We start from the raw sequence: 17,362 nt of genomic DNA, 5'->3' as shown, positions 1-17,362 counted from the left end.
AGAAGTTTTCACACAAATACCCCTTGGCGTGGTGCCAGAGGCGTCTTTTTCAACGCAAAAAGCCCATGCTCTCCCGGTTATGGGCAAGCATGGACTTAATGGAACTAGAGGATAATCGCGATCAACCCGCCCGAGCCTTCGTTGATAATCCGTCCGAGCGTCTCCTGCAGCTTGTAGCGCGCATTGTCCGGCATCATCGCGATCTTGCCTTGGATGCCTTCGCGAACAATCGAGTGGAGCGAGCGGCCGAAAATATCGGACTCCCAGATTTTAATCGGGTCGTTCTCGAAATCTTGCATCAAGTAGCGCACCAGCTCTTCGCTCTGCTTTTCGGTGCCGATGATCGGCGCGAACTCCGACTCGACGTCGACGCGGATCATATGGATTGAAGGGGCTGTCGCCTTGAGCCTGACGCCGAAGCGCGAGCCTTGGCGGATCAGCTCCGGATCGTCGAGCGCCATCTCCGCCAGCGTCGGCGCGGCGATGCCGTAGCCCGTCGTCTTGACCATCTCCAGCGCTTCCGCAAAGCGGTCGTACTCGCGCTTGGCGTGAGCGAACTCCTGCATCAGCTGGAGCAGATGATCCTTGCCGCGTATCTCAACGCCGACGACCTCCATGAGGATCTGATCATAGAGCTCATCCGGCGCGTACAGGTCGATCTCGGCGACGCCTTGCCCCATATTCATGCCGCTCAAGCCGGCGTGATCGATAAATTCATATTCCATGAACTGCTCGACGACGCGATCTACATCGCGCAGACGGCGGATATCCTTCACCGTGTCCCGTACAGAGTTTTCGTAGTTGCTGCGCACCCAATGGTTTTCCTGGAGAACCATAACCCAGCTCGGCAGGTTGACGTTAACTTCGTGTACCGGGAACTCATAGAGCACTTCGCGCAGCACGGACATCACTTCGTCCTCGCCCATCGTCGCGACGCTCATCGTCATCACCGGAATATCATATTTGGTCTGGAGCTCGTTGCGGAGCTGCAGCGCTTCTTCGCTGCGAGGCTTGGTCGAGTTGACGATCAGGACGAACGGCTTGCCGACCTCCTTCAGCTCGTTGATGACGCGCTCCTCGGCCTCTACGTAAGAGTTTCTGGCGATCTCTGCGATCGAGCCGTCTGTCGTGATGACGACGCCCAGCGTGGAGTGCTCCTGGATGACCTTGCGCGTGCCGATCTCTGCGGCCTCCTGGAACGGGATCGGCTCTTCGAACCACGGCGTCGAGATCATCCGCGGACCATTCTCATCCTCGTAGCCCTTCGCGCCTTCCACGGCATAGCCGACGCAGTCGACGAGACGGACATTGACCTCGAGTCCCTCTGTGACATGGATCTGGACCGCCTGATTGGGCACAAACTTCGGCTCCGTTGTCATGATGGTTTTGCCGGCTGCGCTTTGCGGCAACTCGTCGACGGCGCGGACGCGATCGGACTCGCTTGTAATATTAGGCAGTACCACCGTTTCCATAAACCGCTTGATGAAGGTCGATTTGCCTGTGCGGACCGCACCGACGACACCGAGGTAAATATCCCCACCAGTTCGCTCGGCAATGTCTTTGAAAATGTCCACTTTCTCCACTGAATATCCCCTCCCAATGAAATTTCCGAGTACAAGGTGCTGCGACTTTGGCTCATGCGCTAGTTGGTGGCGATCATCGCCAGGCTCGCCGCCGGGGTTACTTGCGGTGCATTGGCAAGCAACGTAACTCGTACATCAATTTGGACTAGTAACATCATATGTGCCAGTACGAGTTTTATGCCGATTCGTTTACGAGAATCTTCGGACAAGAACGTGCTCGCACCTTCCAAGATTCGTTATATGAGTCGAGACCATCTCGTATGCCTACCCTGGAGCGTGAACGCCAAAAAACCTTTCTCTCTGCTCGAAAGCAGAAGAAAGGTTAGGAGAGCCAATGGTCCCGCGCAAGCTCGCTCCGCCACAGACGGCCGGGTCAGGCGCCATTAGACGCTCAGGGCGCCGCCACCACTACAGCCTGCACGTCGCCGTCGACGAGATGGTAAACCGGGCCTTTCACCGGCACATAATCGGAGTTAGCCGCAAGCAACGGTCTCAGATCGGCGCCGCTCTCCGGCTCAAGCGCTTTCTCACGGATCAGCCGAGCGAGATCAGCGCCATAATCGGCGTAGACGTTCCCTTGCTCGTCAAGCATCGCTGTAATAAAGCTGCCGGAGAACACGCTGCGAAGCTGCGGCTCCTTGATCGTCAGCTGACTATAGTCGATCCGATAGAAGCCCGGGTAGGCCAGCTCGCCCAGCGGCAGCTCGCCGCCTGTGGTCGTCTTTTCGCGGATCGCCTGCTCGATCTCGTTGATCCGCTGGAACAGAACGAGATCCATCAGCTTCACCGACGGCTCCGTCGTCTCGTTGATGATCATAAAGTAGTAATGGCCGCCCTTCTCGAACGAGATCGACGGAATATCGCCGATATAGCCGAGCTCCTGCAGCTTCTTCATGTCGATCCGGTATTTTTCGTACGTCGGCGTCTGCGCATCGCTGTTCATAATCGGCAACAGACCTGTGCGCGTCTGGTATTCCTCAATGACCCCTTGCATATTGCGCACTGCCTCGCGGACGGAGCCCTGGTTTTGCGCGAGGTTGTCCTTGGGGTAGAGACAGCCACCCAGCAGCGCCGCCATCGCCGTCAGGACGACGACAAGCCCCCACCGTTTCGTCATTTTCATCATATGCCTCCTTGCTACCACAATTCATCCTCCTGCTGCGCCTCTGCCAGCCGACGACGAATCGCCGCCTTGAGAGGGTCTTCGGGCACTTCGACGACCGTCTCGCCGACGACGCGAGCCTGACAGGCGAGCCTGGCCCCCTCTGCCAGCAAGCCGCCCAGCTTGCGACGCTCCGCCTCGGCAGCAGGACTCAGGCCGTCGGCAGACGGGCTGCGATCGGTTACCTTGCACATAAGACACCCCGCCTTCCCGCCACAGCGCGAACGGATCGCGATACCCGCGCGCCGCGCCGCATCCATCACCGTCGTCCCGGGCGCGACGCTGATCGTCTTGTTGTCAGGCAGGAACGTTATCTCCGCCTTCATCGCTGACCGTCCTGACTCTCGCCTGCGACCCAGCGCGTCATCCGCTGCGTCAGCTCGGGGGAGAGCCGGTTGCGGGCGATGATCGTCCGCAGCAATCGCTCGTGTCTCTCGCGGTCCGAAGAGGCAGCGATCGCAGCCGCGATCAGCGCCGTCCGGTCGTCGCGGCCCCGCAGCGCATTGAAGAGCAGTTCATGCACGAGCGGCACGAGGGCGATCCGCCCGCCGTCGACCTGCTCGTACTCGGCCTCAGGCAGCAGCACCTCGCGCGTCTCCGTGTGATAGATGCCCGATGCATGAGTAATGGTAAATCCGCCGACCAATTCAATCTGCAGCGAACCCATCCGATAATGACTGAGCACCGAATCGTACAGCTCGGTCCGACTCTGCTCGGGATGATCAATGGCATAAGGCGCCAGCACCCGATGCAGCCGCGCCGCATCCGGCTCATCGGCATACAGATCGAGGTCGCTGGGAGGACGGGGCAGCGAGAGGCCCCGCAGCATCAGCCCGGCGCTGCCGCCGACCAGCCAAGCCGCCTCAGCGGTTCGGGCCAGTCGGGCGATCACCGCCAGGCTCTCGGTAACGCTTGCTTCTTCCGTACGCATAACGGACACATCCTTACAAGGGGCGCTTCCCCCTTAAAAATACGTTTTATTGACAGCGCGAATCGTACCGGCGCCAGACTTGACGATCGCCTGACAGCCTAGACGATAGCCCTCTTCCATCTCGTCGTCATCCAACCTGTCCCACTCGGCATCGGTAATCTCCTCCAGATGCTCCATCCCCTCGAGGACCAGACATCGACAGCGGGCGCATGTGCCGCGCGTGCACGAAAAGCCCCAATCGACCTTATGCTTGAGCGCCAGGTCGAGCAGCGACAGCCCGGCCTCCGCTTCGACTTTGGCCTCGATGGTGCGTCCCTTTAATTCGATCATATGCGGCCAACCCTCCTCCCAATGTTGTCGATGAACCAACCAGACAAACTATATGATGGAGATAAAACTATATATCATGCCAAGCAGCAAGAGCACAAAGGCGACGATCGACAAAATGAGCCGAACAACTCCCTTGGTCTTGGTCCGCGCAACCGTAATAAGCAGCGCAGCCACTGCCATCAAGCCGATGCCGATAAAAGATACCCACATCTTTGTCATTGGATCCATTGCTTCCATTGCTTCCATTGCGTCACTTCTCCTGCCATCGCTATAATCTCAACTATTATAGCATCAGAACAAAAAAAGGACAAAAGCTGCGGTCGCCGCTTGTCACAAAAAAACGGCTTCCATCGCTTTTGTCCACGCAGTTGTCACTTTTTCAGCATCATTTTAACCAGCGATTCCATATTATTCATGTTGCCGGTTTTTTTGACGACGCCGACGATGTCGTTGATCGTCTCCTCCGACACCGGCACCTTGGCCATCGCCGACACTTGCTTGATCAGCTTGCGCAGCTCGGCTTCGCTCTTCATCGTGTCCGCTGTCACTCCGCTGGCCAGCTTTTTCACCGCTTGCTCGCTGATCGGCTTGCCGGTTTTTTTGCTGACCGCCTGCAAGACGTCCTTGGATATCCCTTTGGGCAGATGTTTAGGCATAATTCCTCCTCATCATGGTTGGGCATCTGACAGGCAAGACGCCCGCATCGGCGCGCGCCTGTATCTGCTTCATACTATGACGGGAGGACGGGATTGGTGTAGGCTCGAGCCGGTTACTTGTCCATCTCCTGCGTGCGGCCGCGCGCCATCAGATGCTCGACGGCCAGACGAGGCGATTTGCCCTCGAACAGTACAGCGTACAGCTGCTCTGTAATCGGCATCTGGACATTATGGCGGGCCGCCAGCGCATGCGCAGCCGAGGTTGTGCGGATCCCTTCGACGACCATACCCATGCGGGCCAACACCTCATCGACGCTCAGACCTTGCGCCAGCAAAGACCCTGCGCGCCAGTTGCGGCTATGCTGGCTCGTACAGGTGACGATCAGGTCGCCGACGCCGGCGAGTCCCGCGAAGGTGAGCATGTTGGCGCCCATCGCTTCGCCGAGCCGGCCGATCTCCGCGAGTCCTCTTGTGATGAGCGCCGCCTTCGCATTGTCGCCGAAGCCGAGACCATCGGACAGTCCCGCGCCGAGCGCGATGATGTTCTTGATCGCACCGGCCACCTCGACGCCGACGACATCCGTGTTCGTATAGACGCGGAAGTATTGGTTAATAAAGTAGTCCTGCGCCTGCTCGGCTGCCGCTTGGTCTGCCGCCGCGACTACCACCGTCGTCGGCTGCTTGCGCACGACCTCCTCGGCATGGCTTGGCCCGGAGAGCACGACGAGTCGCTCGGAGGCGACAGGCAACTCCTCGGCCAGCACGCTCGACATCCGCTTCAGTGTATCGACCTCGAAGCCCTTGATCGCATGAATGACCAGCGTCTGCGAGCTCAGATAAGGAGCCGCAGCTCGCGCAACCTCGCGAAGCGCAGACGAAGGCGCGACGAACAGAACAGCGTCCGCGCCCGTGACAGCGTCGCCGAGCTTGGTCATCGCCTTGATCGTATCTGGAAGCCGCACATCCGGCAGATACCTCGCATTGACATGCGTGCGGTTGATCTCCTCGGCTTGCACGGCATTTCGGGTCCATAGCCGGACTTCGTGTCCGTTATCCGCCAGCACGGCAGCCAGGGCCGTTCCCCAACTCCCGGCTACCAGCACAGCTACCTTATGTTTTGCCATGCGGGACTCCTTTCTTGGCGCCCAGCTTGTTCTCCGTTCCCTGGAGCAGATTGGCCAGGTTTTTGCGATGTCGCAGCACCGCCAGCAGCGCAACCGCCAAGCCAGCCCAGAATGACGGCATCTCGGACTGGAGCACCAGGACGAAGACAGGCGTCAACAACGCAAATACAAGCGACCCCAAAGAAACATAACGCGTCAGAGCAATCGTCAAGATCGCCAAGACGCCAGCGAGCAGGGCCGGCACGAATGCCAATGTCGCCATGACGCCAACCGTCGTAGCGATGCCCTTGCCACCCTTAAAGCGGAACCAGATCGGCCAGTTGTGACCGAGCACTGCTGCGAGACCGCACAGCGCCGCGGTCCACTCAGAGCCTTCGGCGCCCAGCCAACGGCCGATCAGCACGGCTCCGATGCCCTTGGCCGCATCGAGCAGGAGCACCGCCACAGCCGGCCCCTTGCCTAGTACCCGCAGCGTGTTGGTGGCGCCGGCGTTGCCGCTGCCATACTGACGGATATCGATACCCTTGACCCACTTGGCGATGACGATGCTGAATGCAATCGATCCCAACAAATAACTGATTACGATCCCCAATACGGCTTCCAAGATCATTCTCCCCTAATCTTCTTCGGACTTCCGACGGGTAAACATCCGGACCGGTGTCCCTTCAAAATTAAACGCGGCGCGGATTTTGTTCTCCAAGTACCGTTGGTAGGAGAAATGCATCAGCTCCGGATCATTGGCAAAAATAACAATCGTCGGCGGTTTGACCGCAACCTGCGTGACATAGTTGACTTTCAGTCGCTTGCCCTTGTCGCTTGGCGGCGGGTTCATGGCGACGGCGTCAGCGACGACATCGTTGAGCAGATGCGTCTGAATACGCAGCGCGTGCTGCTCAGAGACATAGTTGACGACAGGCAATAGCTTGTGCAAACGCTGTTTTGTTTTGGCGGAGAGAAACACGATTGGCGCATACGCCATGAACAGGAAGTGATCGCGAATGGTCTGGGTGAACTGCTGCATCGTCTTATCGTCCTTCTCGACGGTATCCCACTTGTTCACGACGAAAATACAAGCCTTACCCGCCTCATGCGCATAGCCGGCGATATGCTTGTCCTGGTCGATAATGCCTTCTTCGCCATTTATCAGGATCAGGACGACATCCGTCCGTTCGATCGCCTTGAGCGCACGCATGACACTATACTTCTCGGTCGTCTCGTACACCTTGCCGCGCTTGCGCATGCCCGCCGTATCGATCAGCACATAACGCTGACCGTCGCGCTCGAAAGGCGTATCGATCGCATCACGCGTCGTACCGGCGATGTTGCTCACGATGACGCGCTCTTCGCCGAGCAATGCGTTGACGAGCGAGGACTTGCCAACGTTGGGCCGTCCGATCAGCGCGACGCGGATAATATCCTCATCGTACTCGTCTTCCTGCGGCTCCGGCAGCTTGCCGACGGTCGCCTCGAGCAGATCGCCGATGCCGAGGCCATGCGATCCGGAGACTGCGATCGGATCGCCGAAGCCAAGGCTGTAAAATTCGTAAATATCATCCATGCGATTTAAATTATCCACTTTATTGACAGCTACTACGACAGGCTTGCGGGAACGAAACAGTATCTGCGACACTTCCTCGTCCGCATGGGTCAAACCGGTTTTGGCATCTACCATGAAGATGATCGCGTCGGCTTCCTCGATGGCTAGCTCAGCCTGCATCCGCACCGACTTCATGATCTCGTCTTCGCCATCGATCTCGATTCCGCCTGTATCGATGATGCTAAACGGCTTGCCGCTCCAATCGCTCGTACCGTATAGACGGTCGCGCGTAATACCTGGTTTGTCCTCGACGATGGCCAGCCGGTCGCCTATAATCCGGTTGAAGATCGTCGACTTGCCTACGTTTGGCCGCCCGACAATTGCGATTACGGGTCTTGCCATTCAAGTCCACTCCTTACGAACTGCTAAATTCTCACGTATCCCATCATAGCAAAAAACGGCTGGCTTGGCTAACATTGATTTACCGCTCCACAAGAATATACGTGCCGTTCTTCAGATCGTGGGCGCTCGCATCCAATATTTTCTCCAACAAAAATGCCGTCTGCTGCAGTTGCTCGGCGGTGTCGACGACAAAAACCGGTGCCCCGCCGCCCCGGTGCTCGCTCGCCATCGTCACAACTGCTCGTATCTGGGCCATCCTACCCCGCTCCTTCCCCTGTGTTGACGCTTGCCTCCGTAGGCATCCGGACAGCGGACTCCAGCACCGGCACACCGCGAGCGACCGCGACAGCCTTCTCGGGATCATTCTCCTGCGGCAGCAGGAAGACCGCGAGCCGTCCATCCTCCATATCAAGCTTGGCCAGCGGCACGAGCGCAGGCTCGCCCTCATCGCGAAAAACGCCGAGAATCGTCGACATGTCGTATATAATCGCCTGGCGCTGGCCCAGATTCGCGAGCGTCGCCTTGCTGTTGGCATCCCTCGGATCGAAGAGAACCCCCATTCCGCGACGGCGGATCAGCTCTTGATCAGCGATCAGGCCAACGTTCATGATATAAATATTGTCCACGTACAGGTCTGGCCCCTCCAGCCGGATGTCGGCTACGCGCACGGTAGCGATCCGATCGATCGTCTTGCCGGAACGCAGCTTATGGACGATAATGAGCGTGATCGCTCCCGCCAGCACGCCCCAATACCAGGCGGTCAGGATGGCGAACAGGCTGGTCAGGAAGGCAGTCAGGATCACGAGATAGTTACGCCCCTCGAATACCATCGCGATCCCCTCGATATACGTCGCTCCGCGCGAGACGAGCTCCATCTCGTCGAGCTTGGTCAACGTCTCCCGCTCCATCTTGCGGACATCGCGGAACTGCTGCGCCGCCAGGGTCAGAAAAGTAATCGCTGTATAATCCTTATCCAACAAAGCGGGCACTGCGACAGCGCCAAGCGCCGCTGCGATGACGCCAAGCGAAATATGAATAATCTGGCCATGCGGATACGTCGGATATTGTCGATAATCGGTCCGAAGCAGCAGCAGTCTCGCGAGCAAGCCGAACAAGACGCCAAGCACAATGCCAACGGTCAGTTGATTGGCTGTCAAAAAGGCAATCATGACCCGCTCCCCTCCTGTTCTCTTGAATCCTGGAGCTCCCGGGTCGGCCAACGACGTCTCAGTGCCCATAGTCTCCTGCTGCAGCTGCCCGTCATCCTGGCAAGCGGCACAGTGAGCAGCAGGCGATCCCACCAGCCCCAGCCGCCAACCGTCTCCATCGCAGGCGAGACGCCGCTCCAGGCCAGCACAGCTTGTCCCGCCAGCAGCGACAGAGCGAGGATGAACAGCTGCTCCTCCCAACGCCAGCTGATCACGCCTGCGAACAACCCCGCGAGGAGGATGGCATCCCATGTCGGATGCACGATGACGAACACCGGGTCCATCCGATACATATGCTCGACAGTCGTCCAAGCTGCCGTCAACAACAGACAGCCGCCCAGCAGCACAACCGGTTGTCTGCCTGCCGAAGCGCTGCGGAGCGCGGCCACTGACCAGAAGACCAGCCAGAGCGCCGAGAGATGCAGCTCGAGCTGGTCAGCCAACCGCCAGTGGAAGGGCAGCGTGAGGAACAAGCCGGCCGCCAATGCGGCCAAGCGACTCGTCGACATTCCTCCGAACAGGGAGCGGCGCCACCCGGTGGCGAGTAGGATGATCAGCATCGTCCCGGCCCAGATCGCAATCATTCCTTCATTCATGCACATCCCTCCAATGCCCCTATTATGTGCCGAGCGAACGAATATATGCCTGCCCGCCGCTTCATCCCGCTGCAACGCAAAGAGAGACAGCCCACAGGGGCTGCCTCTCTTTTGAAAAATGCTTATTTGAACTTGCTCAGCTTGTCGCCGAAGCGCTCAGCCAGCGTAAAGCTCATGCCTTCTTTGTTCAGGCTAACGTTCGGGTTGTTGAGATCTTCCTTGGACACGCGAGGTCCGCGGTCAGATCTTTCCGGACGCTCGGAACGCGGCGCTTGCTCAGGCGCTTCTTCCGTTTCTTTGATGCTCAGGCTTACGCGCTTTTCGCCTGGGTTGAAGTCGAGAATTTTTGCTTTGATCTCTTGGCCTTCTTGCAGCACCTCGAAAGGTGTCGCAACATGGCGATGTGCGATCTGGGAAATATGAACCAGACCTTCTACGCCAGGAGCGATTTCGACGAATGCGCCGAAATTGACCAGACGACGAACCGTGCCGGTTACGATATCGCCTGTTTTGAATTGACCAGCTGCCGAGTCCCAAGGACCAGGCTGAGCCGCTTTGATGCTAAGGCTGATTTTGCCGACGGAAGGGTCGACTTTCAGCACTTTTACGCGGACGCTGTCGCCTTCGGCTACGACATCCTTCGGATGCGCAACATGCTGCCAGGACAGCTCGGATACGTGTACGAGTCCGTCCACGCCGCCGATATCAACGAATGCGCCAAATGGCGTCAGACGTTGTACTGTGCCTTCGATTTCTTGACCTACTTCCAGCGATTCCATGACCTTCGTCTTGTTCTCTTCGAACTCGGCGTCGAGCACTTCTTTCGCGGAGAGGATCACTTTGTTGTTTTCACGGTCGATTTCTTTGACTTTGACGCGCAGAGTGCGGCCTCTGTAGTCGCTGAAGTCTTCTACGAAATGACGCTCAACCATCGAAGCCGGGATAAAGCCGCGTACGCCAACGTCGGCTACGAGACCGCCCTTGACCACGTCGGCTACGACGATCTCGAATACAGTGCCGTTGTCGAAGTTTGCTTGCAGTGTGTCCCAAGCGCCTTCGGCATCGATCTGACGCTTCGAGAGGACGAGCTTTTCCTTGTCGTCGTCGATGCTGACGACTTTCAGTTCGATCTCCTGACCGAGCTCAACTACGCCATTAGCGCTGTCCAACTGGACGGAAGACAGTTCCCGAAGCGGAATAACGCCGTCATATTTATATCCAAGGCTGACAGTCACCTGGTTATCTTCAATCTTGACGATAGAGCCTTTGACGGTATCGCCTTTCTTGAGCGTTACCAGATTGTCCATAGCCTCTTGGTTTTCCGCTTCGGCAGCAGCTTCTTCCTGGCTGACCGTTTCTTCAACCGTTGAATCCTGGATTTTTGTTTCTTCTGACATTTGAAATAACCTCCTCAGTTCATACCCCAACTTTATTTAAACCTGCCCGCCGAGTCAAGCATTAAATTAAGACGATCAGGATTTAAAACAAATTTCGTAGCGATTATCCTTCGCGAACCAACGCGCGGATATGAGTCATAATCTGCTCCGTAGCGCGGTCGAGCACATCCGATGACGGATGATCGATAAAGTGCTGCATGTCGATGGGCTCGCCGTACTTGATCTTCATCCTGCGGAATGGCTTGTAAGGTCCGATGATCGCCACCGGGATGACGACGGCGCCGCTGCGCAAAGCCATCATCGCAGCGCCTTTCTTGCCCGCGCTGTCCTCCGAGCTAGCCCGTCTCCCCTCTGGGAAAATCCCCACGACGTGACCCTCCTTAAGGATCTGGATCGACAGTTTGAGCGCCTCCTTGCTGACGCCCCCACGTTTGACGGGAAATGCGCCCAGCGATCGCAGAAACGCATCTGCAGGCTTATTGCTGAACAATTCCGCCTTGGCCATGTAATGCACCTTACGCCGCACTTTGACGCCAACGGTCGTCGGATCGATATTGCTGATGTGATTGGAACAGAGCAATACAGGTCCTGTGGACGGAATGTTGTGCAGCCCCTCGGCCTTGAGCGGAAACAGTGTAGCGAAGATGATGCGGAGCAGAGTCTGGCAAATCCGGTACATCATAGTTTACTTCGCCCCCGCCAGTTTGGTTCGGCCTAATTCGATAATATGTTCGACAACCTGTTCGATCGTCAGATCTGAGCTGTCGACGACCAGCGCATCAGCCGCTCGCGTAAGCGGCGAGACCGCTCGCTCCTGATCCATCTTGTCGCGGGCCGCAATCTCCTGACGCAGCTGCGCTAATGTAATCTGCTGCGAGTTGCCTGACTCCTGATAACGGCGCTCAGCACGGATATCGACGCTCGCGGTGAGGAAAATCTTCAGATCGGCATTGGGCAGCACCTTCGTGCCGATGTCCCGGCCATCCATGACGACACCTCTGACGAGCGCAAGCTGGCGTTGCTTGTCCACTAGCAGCTGGCGAACGGCGGGTATGGCCGAGATCTTGGATACGAGCAAGTTGACCTCGCGCGTACGTATCTCCTCCGTAACTACCTTACCGTCCAGCACGACCTCCTGCTTGCCTCCATCGTTCGTAATGACGATATCGAACGAAGCGGCTGCCTCGGCAACCTTGGCATGATCATCCGCATCCACTCCGGCCCGGCGGATCCCCAGCGTCACAGCACGGTACATAGCCCCGGTATCAATATAAATGTAGCCCAGACGTTCGGCAACCTTCCTGGCAACCGTGCTCTTCCCTGCGCCAGCCGGTCCGTCGATCGCAATGTTGATCCGGTCGTGCCCGTCTTGATGCTGTGTGCTCAACGGTAAATCCCCCCTGCAAAGTGTGAAGCCTCAGGTTCAATAAAAAAGCAGGCTCTGCCTGCGAACGTGAAAATTATACCACACTATGCGCGAAGATGCAAAATAACAACCGCCAGACCAAGCCGTTCTCCTTCGGCTCTGTCGATCCCCGTCAACTGCCGGCGAATGCCTTCGAATTGAAGAACAAACTGGCTCGCCAGCATGAGCAGCAGCAGCAGCAGCGCCGCTTTTACAAGAAAGCTGCCGATCGTATCGAGCCAATCCAGTTCGCGTTCGTCCTTATGATCGCGTCCAGTTGTCGACGAGCCGATCGGACCTGAGACATGTTTTTCCATCGCCATCGCCCCACCCTTGTTGCCGCGATGTTAACGGCAAAGTTTGCCATTAGTATGCGCGGGCGGACAGTGGCTTATGCTAGCTGCGCCCTCGGAGGGTAGCAGAGCGGGTGGGCAGATACGCCCTAGCGTTTGCGCAATTCGAGCTGGCGCTCGAAGCAAAAGCGGATTATTTTCTGGCGCTCGCCATCAGAGATCGCCGAAAACTTGCACATCAGCTGCGTCCGCCCCGATTCCAGCTCCTTGACGCGTACGACCTCCGCCTTGAAATTGGCATGCTCGAGGGAGCCGTTTTTGTATGGAATCAGCAGCCAGCAATCCAACACGTCGCCGAACTTCAATTTCCATTTGCCGTCGCACAGGAAAGAGATGCCGCCGCCGCCGACATCGTCGGTGTGCGCAACGAACTTGATCCCCTCCGCCATCCGCACAGCAATCTCCAGCTCTGCGCCGACGCGCAAAAAGCTCCGGCGCTGAATTTTCGTAATCTGGTCCGGATCGGGCTTATGTATAGCAATCAACCGCACGACATCCTCCCGGAAACCGATGACATGCGAGTTAAAGTAATGCTTGACGCCGCCCTCGGCGACAAAAAAAGCCGACAGCTCGTCGCCCAAGTATAACTTCTTGTAACGGCCTGTCGCTTCATTGAGCGGGATCTCCATCAAAACCTCGCGTTCGCCGATATCCGCAATCCGGGATTTGTACTCGATGCGGGCTTCGGTCTCATCAGGCGAAGCTACTTGCAGGTACAGCACTTGATTCACACTTGGCAACACTCTGGCTCCCCCCTCATATCTGCTAATTATAGCACGTCGGCAGGATGCGAGCCAGCGTTAACCGTGCCGCCGCAAGACGTCAAAAAGACGCCCGTGCCCCTGGGGGCCGTAGCGTCAGCAAGCTGCTGCGATAAGGTTATTGCGCCGACTCCGGCACCTCGCCGTTCATCCCGGGGATCTCTTCGATCGCCTCTTCCTCGCCGCTTGCGGCGTTCACATAGATGCGATACAGCGAACCGTGCACGCGGCCGAGAAACTCGTAACAGAGCACCTCTTCCTTGCGCTCGTTATGAATAAGCGCCCGCTTGGCCTGGCGGACCTCGAAGTCCGGATTCAGCGAGCCTCTTGCCTCTTGCTCGGTCAATTGGGGACGTGGCAGCTTGCGGTCGCGATGCTCATACAGGTAGTCCGTCGCCTGCATCGCCACCGGCTTGCCGTCATCGAGCGCGGTCTGCACCGTGACCCGATCCGGATAGAGGAGGACGCCGTCCTGGGTAGCGACAAAAGTGAAGTTGCCGCTGTTGCCGTAGTCATCATAGCTGACCGCCTCCATGTCCGGATAGCCGTGCCGATCGAGAAACTCGCGGCTGCGCTGCTCCGCCGTGGCAATATCGACCTTCTTTTCCCCGATCTCGCGCGGGTTGTAGAAGGAAAGCAGGTCGCCGCCTCGCTTCGTGTAGTTCAGACGAGCAGGCTCGCCGCTATCGGTCGGCACCATCGCTGTGTAGGTCGCATATTCGGTGCCGGCGCCGTTCTCGATAACCTCTACTCTTGCAGCGTCCGCTAATCCGAGGAAATGCGCGGCCTTCGTGCGGATCTCCTCCGGGTCGGCAGCCTCTGCCGAGAGCGCGCGCAGCGACTGCTTTTGGAAGACGGCTGCTACGGTTGGTCCCCAATCAATCTCGGGATACTCGCCTACCTTGCCCTCAATGGAGCGGAAGCCGTCAATAATGACATTGTTGCCCGACTGCTGCTTGGCAGCCAGCGCAATCTCCACGTCCATCCACCGCAGGCTGTTCGCCATTACTTCCGTCTGCATGTTTTGCAGATCGCCCCGGAGCTCCCCCGATTTCTCGTAGAGCGTCTTCAGCGTTGTGAATTCCTTGTCCGACAGCGGCTCCTTGGCCAAATCGCGGATCGAGGCCCGATATGCGAAGCTGGCGACATGTGAGAGGAAATCCTCCGCCTTGCTGAAGGGCACCATATTGAGCGGCAGCTGATTGACCTCGCTTTGCGCCTGGCTGGTCATCCGCCATACATTAGCCAGCCCTTTCCGGTGATGGTTGCTCGAGGCCGAGTTGACGGCGAGCGTATTGCCTAGCTGCTTGTGAATCTGCTCCATATGGAAGCTGAGATCGTGGAACGCCCGCTGATATTGGTTTTCTGCTTTGATGAGCACGGCGTTTTTGTCCTGATGCTCCTGGTATCCCCAATAGGCAGCGCCTACGAGCAGCAGCGCCACGACGGGAAAAAGCACAGCGCTTAATCGTTTGTACATCGCCAAAAAGCCCCTTTCTCACGGTTGTTCAAAAAACGAACGAACACGTTTGAGTAGCAATACCTGGTGTTAGTTTGGTTTGCTAATAGGGGCTTTATACATATTTAGTCTGCGTCTAATAATGTTCTTCGATTTCGAAGTCGTCGCTGTTGTTGCAGAGACACTGTTTGAATCCGGTGTTGATATGGCCTTTCTCCCAGCGTCCGCGCAGGACGAATTTCTCGCCGCATTGCTTGCAGCGAATCCGCACCTTCACTCTGTCTTGCTCCACGCTATCGCACCTCCTGCGTCTGTAGGCTTACACAGTAGGCAGTGTTGACCGATTGATTAGAATTTAACCTCATCCTCGCGCTTGAGAAGGCGAAACGGGGAGTTGTTGTTGGCGCGCTGAATTTTGCGCAAGCCGCGCATCCACAAAAACACCATCAGCGGAACCACAATAAAAAACCAGTTGGTTTTGATCGTCATCATAATCCAGTCATACAAGCCGTGCCAGAATAACGGCAGCGCTAAGGAGAAAATAATAAACTTCTTGCGCAAATCGGGGCCCCGGCTGAACTTGGCCTTGCCCATATAGTAGCCCATCATAATGCCGAATAACGCATGGCCGGACACCGGCAGGAGCGCTCGCATCAGCAGACTGCCAAAGGAGGCGGGCACAAGGAACGAATACAGCACATTTTCGAAGGTAGCGAAGCCAAGCGAGATCGCGGTCGCATAGACGATGCCGTCGTAAGGCTCGTCGAACTCGGTATGATTAAAAATAATGTGGAAGAGCACAAACCACTTGAGGCCCTCCTCGACGCCCGAGGAGATGAGGAAGGAAAATACCAGCGGCGACTCGCCAAGCCAAAGCAGCAGGCCGCGCTGGATAATCATGATGGGAAATACGACGATGGCGCCAAGGAAAAACAACTTCAGCACCATCGCAATCGGCTCGGAGTGATAACGATCCTTCAAATAAACATACGTGAGCAAGGAGACGCCTGGCGCCACTGCCGCCATCAATATAGAGAACAATAGCACCATCTGCCATCTCCTTTCTATGCTGTCAGTGTTCAAACCCAGCCGCGATAACGGACTGCTTCGGCCATCCGCCGCACGCCGGTCATATAAGCAGCGAGCCGCATATCGACAGATCGGCTAAGATGTAGCTCATGCACTTGCCGGAAGCCGGCGATCATCATCTCGCGCAGCTTATGGTCGACTTCAGCCTCGCTCCAGTAGTAGCCCTGGTTATTCTGAACCCATTCGAAATAAGATACGATTACGCCGCCGCTACTGGCCAGCACATCCGGCACGATCAGCGCGCCTCGTTCCGTCAGGATCCGAGTCGCTTCCAGCGTCGTAGGCCCGTTGGCAGCCTCCACGACGATGCCTGCCTGAATGCGAGAAGCGTTGGCCGCTGTAATCTGGTTTTGCGTCGCAGCGGGCACGAGCACGTCGCACGGCTTCTCCAGCAGCTCGCTATTGGTGATTGCGCTGCTGAACAGATTGGTCACCGCACCAAAGGAATCACGTCGATCAAGCAAATATTCGACATCGAGCCCATCTTCATTATACAACGCGCCGTGCACATCGGATATCCCCAAAACGCGCGCACCCGCTTCATGCATAAATTTGGCAAGATAGCTCCCCGCATTGCCAAAGCCTTGAATGACGACACGCGCTTCATCCAGCGCAATGCCGCGTGTCCGCAGCGCTTCGTCAATCATAATCGCCACGCCTCGTGCGGTTGCTGTCTCGCGGCCCCGCGAGCCGCCAAGCACAATCGGCTTGCCGGTAATAAATCCCGGCGAGTCAAACTCGCGGATCCGGCTGTACTCGTCCAACATCCAGGCCATAATCTGCGAATTGGTCATGACGTCGGGAGCAGGGATATCCTTGGCCGGGCCGACGAGCTGGCTGATCGCCCGCACATAACCACGACTGAGCCGCTCCAACTCGCCAAACGACATGCTCCGCGGATCGCAGATGATGCCTCCCTTGCCCCCGCCGTAGGGCAGATCGGCGATGCCGCACTTGAGACTCATCCATATAGAAAGGGCCTTCACTTCATCCGCATTCACCTCGGGATGGAAGCGAACGCCCCCTTTGGTCGGACCTACCGCATCATTGTGCTGCGCCCGATACCCTGTAAACACGCGTGTTCCGCCATCATCCATCCGGACGGGGATGCGTACGGTCAGCATGCGCATTGGTTCCTTGAGCAGCTCGATCATCTCGTCGCCGTACCCAAGCTTGCGCAGCGCCTGCTCGACGACGAGCTGCGTCGAACCCAATATATCGACGGCTTCTTGTTGTGCAATCACATCTCAACACCACCCTGTTCGCATGTAAGCCCATGTCGGACTACGCTTCTAATATGGGCGGGATGCGACCGATCTATGCGGAACGGCGGGCGGAGCGAATCGCTTCTTACTGCCCGACGAGACAA

22 protein-coding genes are annotated in these 17,362 nt (G+C 57.3%); all 22 read right to left on the bottom strand.

Going from position 1 to position 17,362, the window contains the following annotated elements; genetic code table 11:
* Positions 1-104: 104 nt before the first annotated feature.
* The gene (spoIVA, locus tag PA598K_RS05010; RefSeq protein ID WP_128655869.1) at positions 105-1,583 is read right to left on the bottom strand and encodes a stage IV sporulation protein A; all 1,479 of its coding nucleotides are present in this window, start codon (positions 1,581-1,583) and stop codon (positions 105-107) included.
* 391 nt (positions 1,584-1,974) lie between these two features.
* On the bottom strand, positions 1,975-2,706 hold the full coding sequence (locus PA598K_RS05005) for a hypothetical protein (protein ID WP_221414095.1): 732 nt from the start codon (positions 2,704-2,706) through the stop codon (positions 1,975-1,977).
* A 14-nt stretch (positions 2,707-2,720) separates the two neighbouring features.
* A complete protein-coding gene (locus tag PA598K_RS05000) occupies positions 2,721-3,071 on the bottom strand; it encodes a 2Fe-2S iron-sulfur cluster-binding protein (RefSeq protein ID WP_128655867.1) in 351 nt (116 codons plus the stop codon).
* Positions 3,068-3,676, bottom strand: coding sequence for a hypothetical protein (locus PA598K_RS04995; RefSeq protein ID WP_128655866.1), 609 nt, complete (start codon positions 3,674-3,676; stop codon positions 3,068-3,070). The genes PA598K_RS05000 and PA598K_RS04995 overlap by 4 nt, the downstream gene beginning before the upstream one ends.
* 33 nt (positions 3,677-3,709) lie before the next feature.
* Entirely contained in the window at positions 3,710-4,006 is a 297-nt protein-coding gene (locus PA598K_RS04990) for a 2Fe-2S iron-sulfur cluster-binding protein (RefSeq protein WP_128655865.1), read from the bottom strand.
* 48 nt (positions 4,007-4,054) lie between these two features.
* Positions 4,055-4,243: a DUF2768 family protein gene (locus tag PA598K_RS04985; RefSeq protein ID WP_376739037.1), complete on the bottom strand. Its 189-nt coding sequence runs from the start codon at positions 4,241-4,243 to the stop codon at positions 4,055-4,057.
* 134 nt (positions 4,244-4,377) lie between these two features.
* Positions 4,378-4,662: a stage VI sporulation protein F gene (locus PA598K_RS04980; RefSeq protein WP_128655864.1), complete on the bottom strand. Its 285-nt coding sequence runs from the start codon at positions 4,660-4,662 to the stop codon at positions 4,378-4,380.
* A gap of 113 nt (positions 4,663-4,775) precedes the next feature.
* Positions 4,776-5,786: an NAD(P)H-dependent glycerol-3-phosphate dehydrogenase gene (locus tag PA598K_RS04975; RefSeq protein ID WP_128655863.1), complete on the bottom strand. Its 1,011-nt coding sequence runs from the start codon at positions 5,784-5,786 to the stop codon at positions 4,776-4,778.
* Positions 5,773-6,396, bottom strand: coding sequence for a glycerol-3-phosphate 1-O-acyltransferase PlsY (gene plsY / locus PA598K_RS04970; RefSeq protein WP_128655862.1), 624 nt, complete (start codon positions 6,394-6,396; stop codon positions 5,773-5,775). Before plsY ends, PA598K_RS04975 begins: the two co-directional genes overlap by 14 nt.
* Positions 6,397-6,402: 6 nt before the next feature.
* The gene (gene der / locus PA598K_RS04965) at positions 6,403-7,725 is read right to left on the bottom strand and encodes a ribosome biogenesis GTPase Der (protein ID WP_128655861.1); all 1,323 of its coding nucleotides are present in this window, start codon (positions 7,723-7,725) and stop codon (positions 6,403-6,405) included.
* Between the two features lie 79 nt (positions 7,726-7,804).
* Positions 7,805-7,981: a capping complex subunit for YIEGIA gene (locus tag PA598K_RS35940; RefSeq protein WP_185601575.1), complete on the bottom strand. Its 177-nt coding sequence runs from the start codon at positions 7,979-7,981 to the stop codon at positions 7,805-7,807.
* Between the two features lies 1 nt (position 7,982).
* Complete coding sequence (locus PA598K_RS04960; protein WP_128655860.1) at positions 7,983-8,894, bottom strand: YIEGIA family protein; 912 nt, start codon at positions 8,892-8,894, stop codon at positions 7,983-7,985.
* Complete coding sequence (locus PA598K_RS04955) at positions 8,891-9,529, bottom strand: YphA family membrane protein (RefSeq protein WP_128655859.1); 639 nt, start codon at positions 9,527-9,529, stop codon at positions 8,891-8,893. The genes PA598K_RS04960 and PA598K_RS04955 overlap by 4 nt, the downstream gene beginning before the upstream one ends.
* A 122-nt stretch (positions 9,530-9,651) precedes the next feature.
* Positions 9,652-10,926, bottom strand: coding sequence for a 30S ribosomal protein S1 (gene rpsA / locus PA598K_RS04950; RefSeq protein WP_128655858.1), 1,275 nt, complete (start codon positions 10,924-10,926; stop codon positions 9,652-9,654).
* Between the two features lie 103 nt (positions 10,927-11,029).
* On the bottom strand, positions 11,030-11,608 hold the full coding sequence (locus PA598K_RS04945; protein ID WP_128655857.1) for a lysophospholipid acyltransferase family protein: 579 nt from the start codon (positions 11,606-11,608) through the stop codon (positions 11,030-11,032).
* Positions 11,609-11,611: 3 nt separating this feature from the next.
* Positions 11,612-12,313, bottom strand: a complete 702-nt coding sequence (cmk, locus tag PA598K_RS04940; protein WP_128655856.1) for a (d)CMP kinase — start codon at positions 12,311-12,313, stop codon at positions 11,612-11,614.
* Positions 12,314-12,396: 83 nt separating this feature from the next.
* Positions 12,397-12,648, bottom strand: coding sequence for a hypothetical protein (locus PA598K_RS04935; protein WP_128655855.1), 252 nt, complete (start codon positions 12,646-12,648; stop codon positions 12,397-12,399).
* Between the two features lie 125 nt (positions 12,649-12,773).
* The gene (locus PA598K_RS04930) at positions 12,774-13,427 is read right to left on the bottom strand and encodes a flagellar brake protein (RefSeq protein ID WP_128655854.1); all 654 of its coding nucleotides are present in this window, start codon (positions 13,425-13,427) and stop codon (positions 12,774-12,776) included.
* Positions 13,428-13,563: 136 nt separating this feature from the next.
* Positions 13,564-14,925, bottom strand: a complete 1,362-nt coding sequence (gene ypeB / locus PA598K_RS04925; protein ID WP_128655853.1) for a germination protein YpeB — start codon at positions 14,923-14,925, stop codon at positions 13,564-13,566.
* A 115-nt stretch (positions 14,926-15,040) separates the two neighbouring features.
* Positions 15,041-15,196: a hypothetical protein gene (locus PA598K_RS35935; RefSeq protein WP_185601572.1), complete on the bottom strand. Its 156-nt coding sequence runs from the start codon at positions 15,194-15,196 to the stop codon at positions 15,041-15,043.
* Positions 15,197-15,252: 56 nt separating this feature from the next.
* Positions 15,253-15,951, bottom strand: coding sequence for a glutamic-type intramembrane protease PrsW (gene prsW / locus PA598K_RS04920; RefSeq protein WP_128655963.1), 699 nt, complete (start codon positions 15,949-15,951; stop codon positions 15,253-15,255).
* A gap of 32 nt (positions 15,952-15,983) precedes the next feature.
* Entirely contained in the window at positions 15,984-17,237 is a 1,254-nt protein-coding gene (locus tag PA598K_RS04915) for a Glu/Leu/Phe/Val family dehydrogenase (protein WP_185601570.1), read from the bottom strand.
* Positions 17,238-17,362 lie beyond the last annotated feature (125 nt).

The sequence above is a fragment of the Paenibacillus sp. 598K genome, assembly GCF_003851045.1.
In the GTDB taxonomy this organism is placed as follows: Bacteria; Bacillota; Bacilli; order Paenibacillales; family Paenibacillaceae; genus Paenibacillus_D.
The sequence above is the reverse complement of the archived record's forward strand: the minus strand, read 5'-3'. Positions and strand labels throughout refer to the sequence as shown.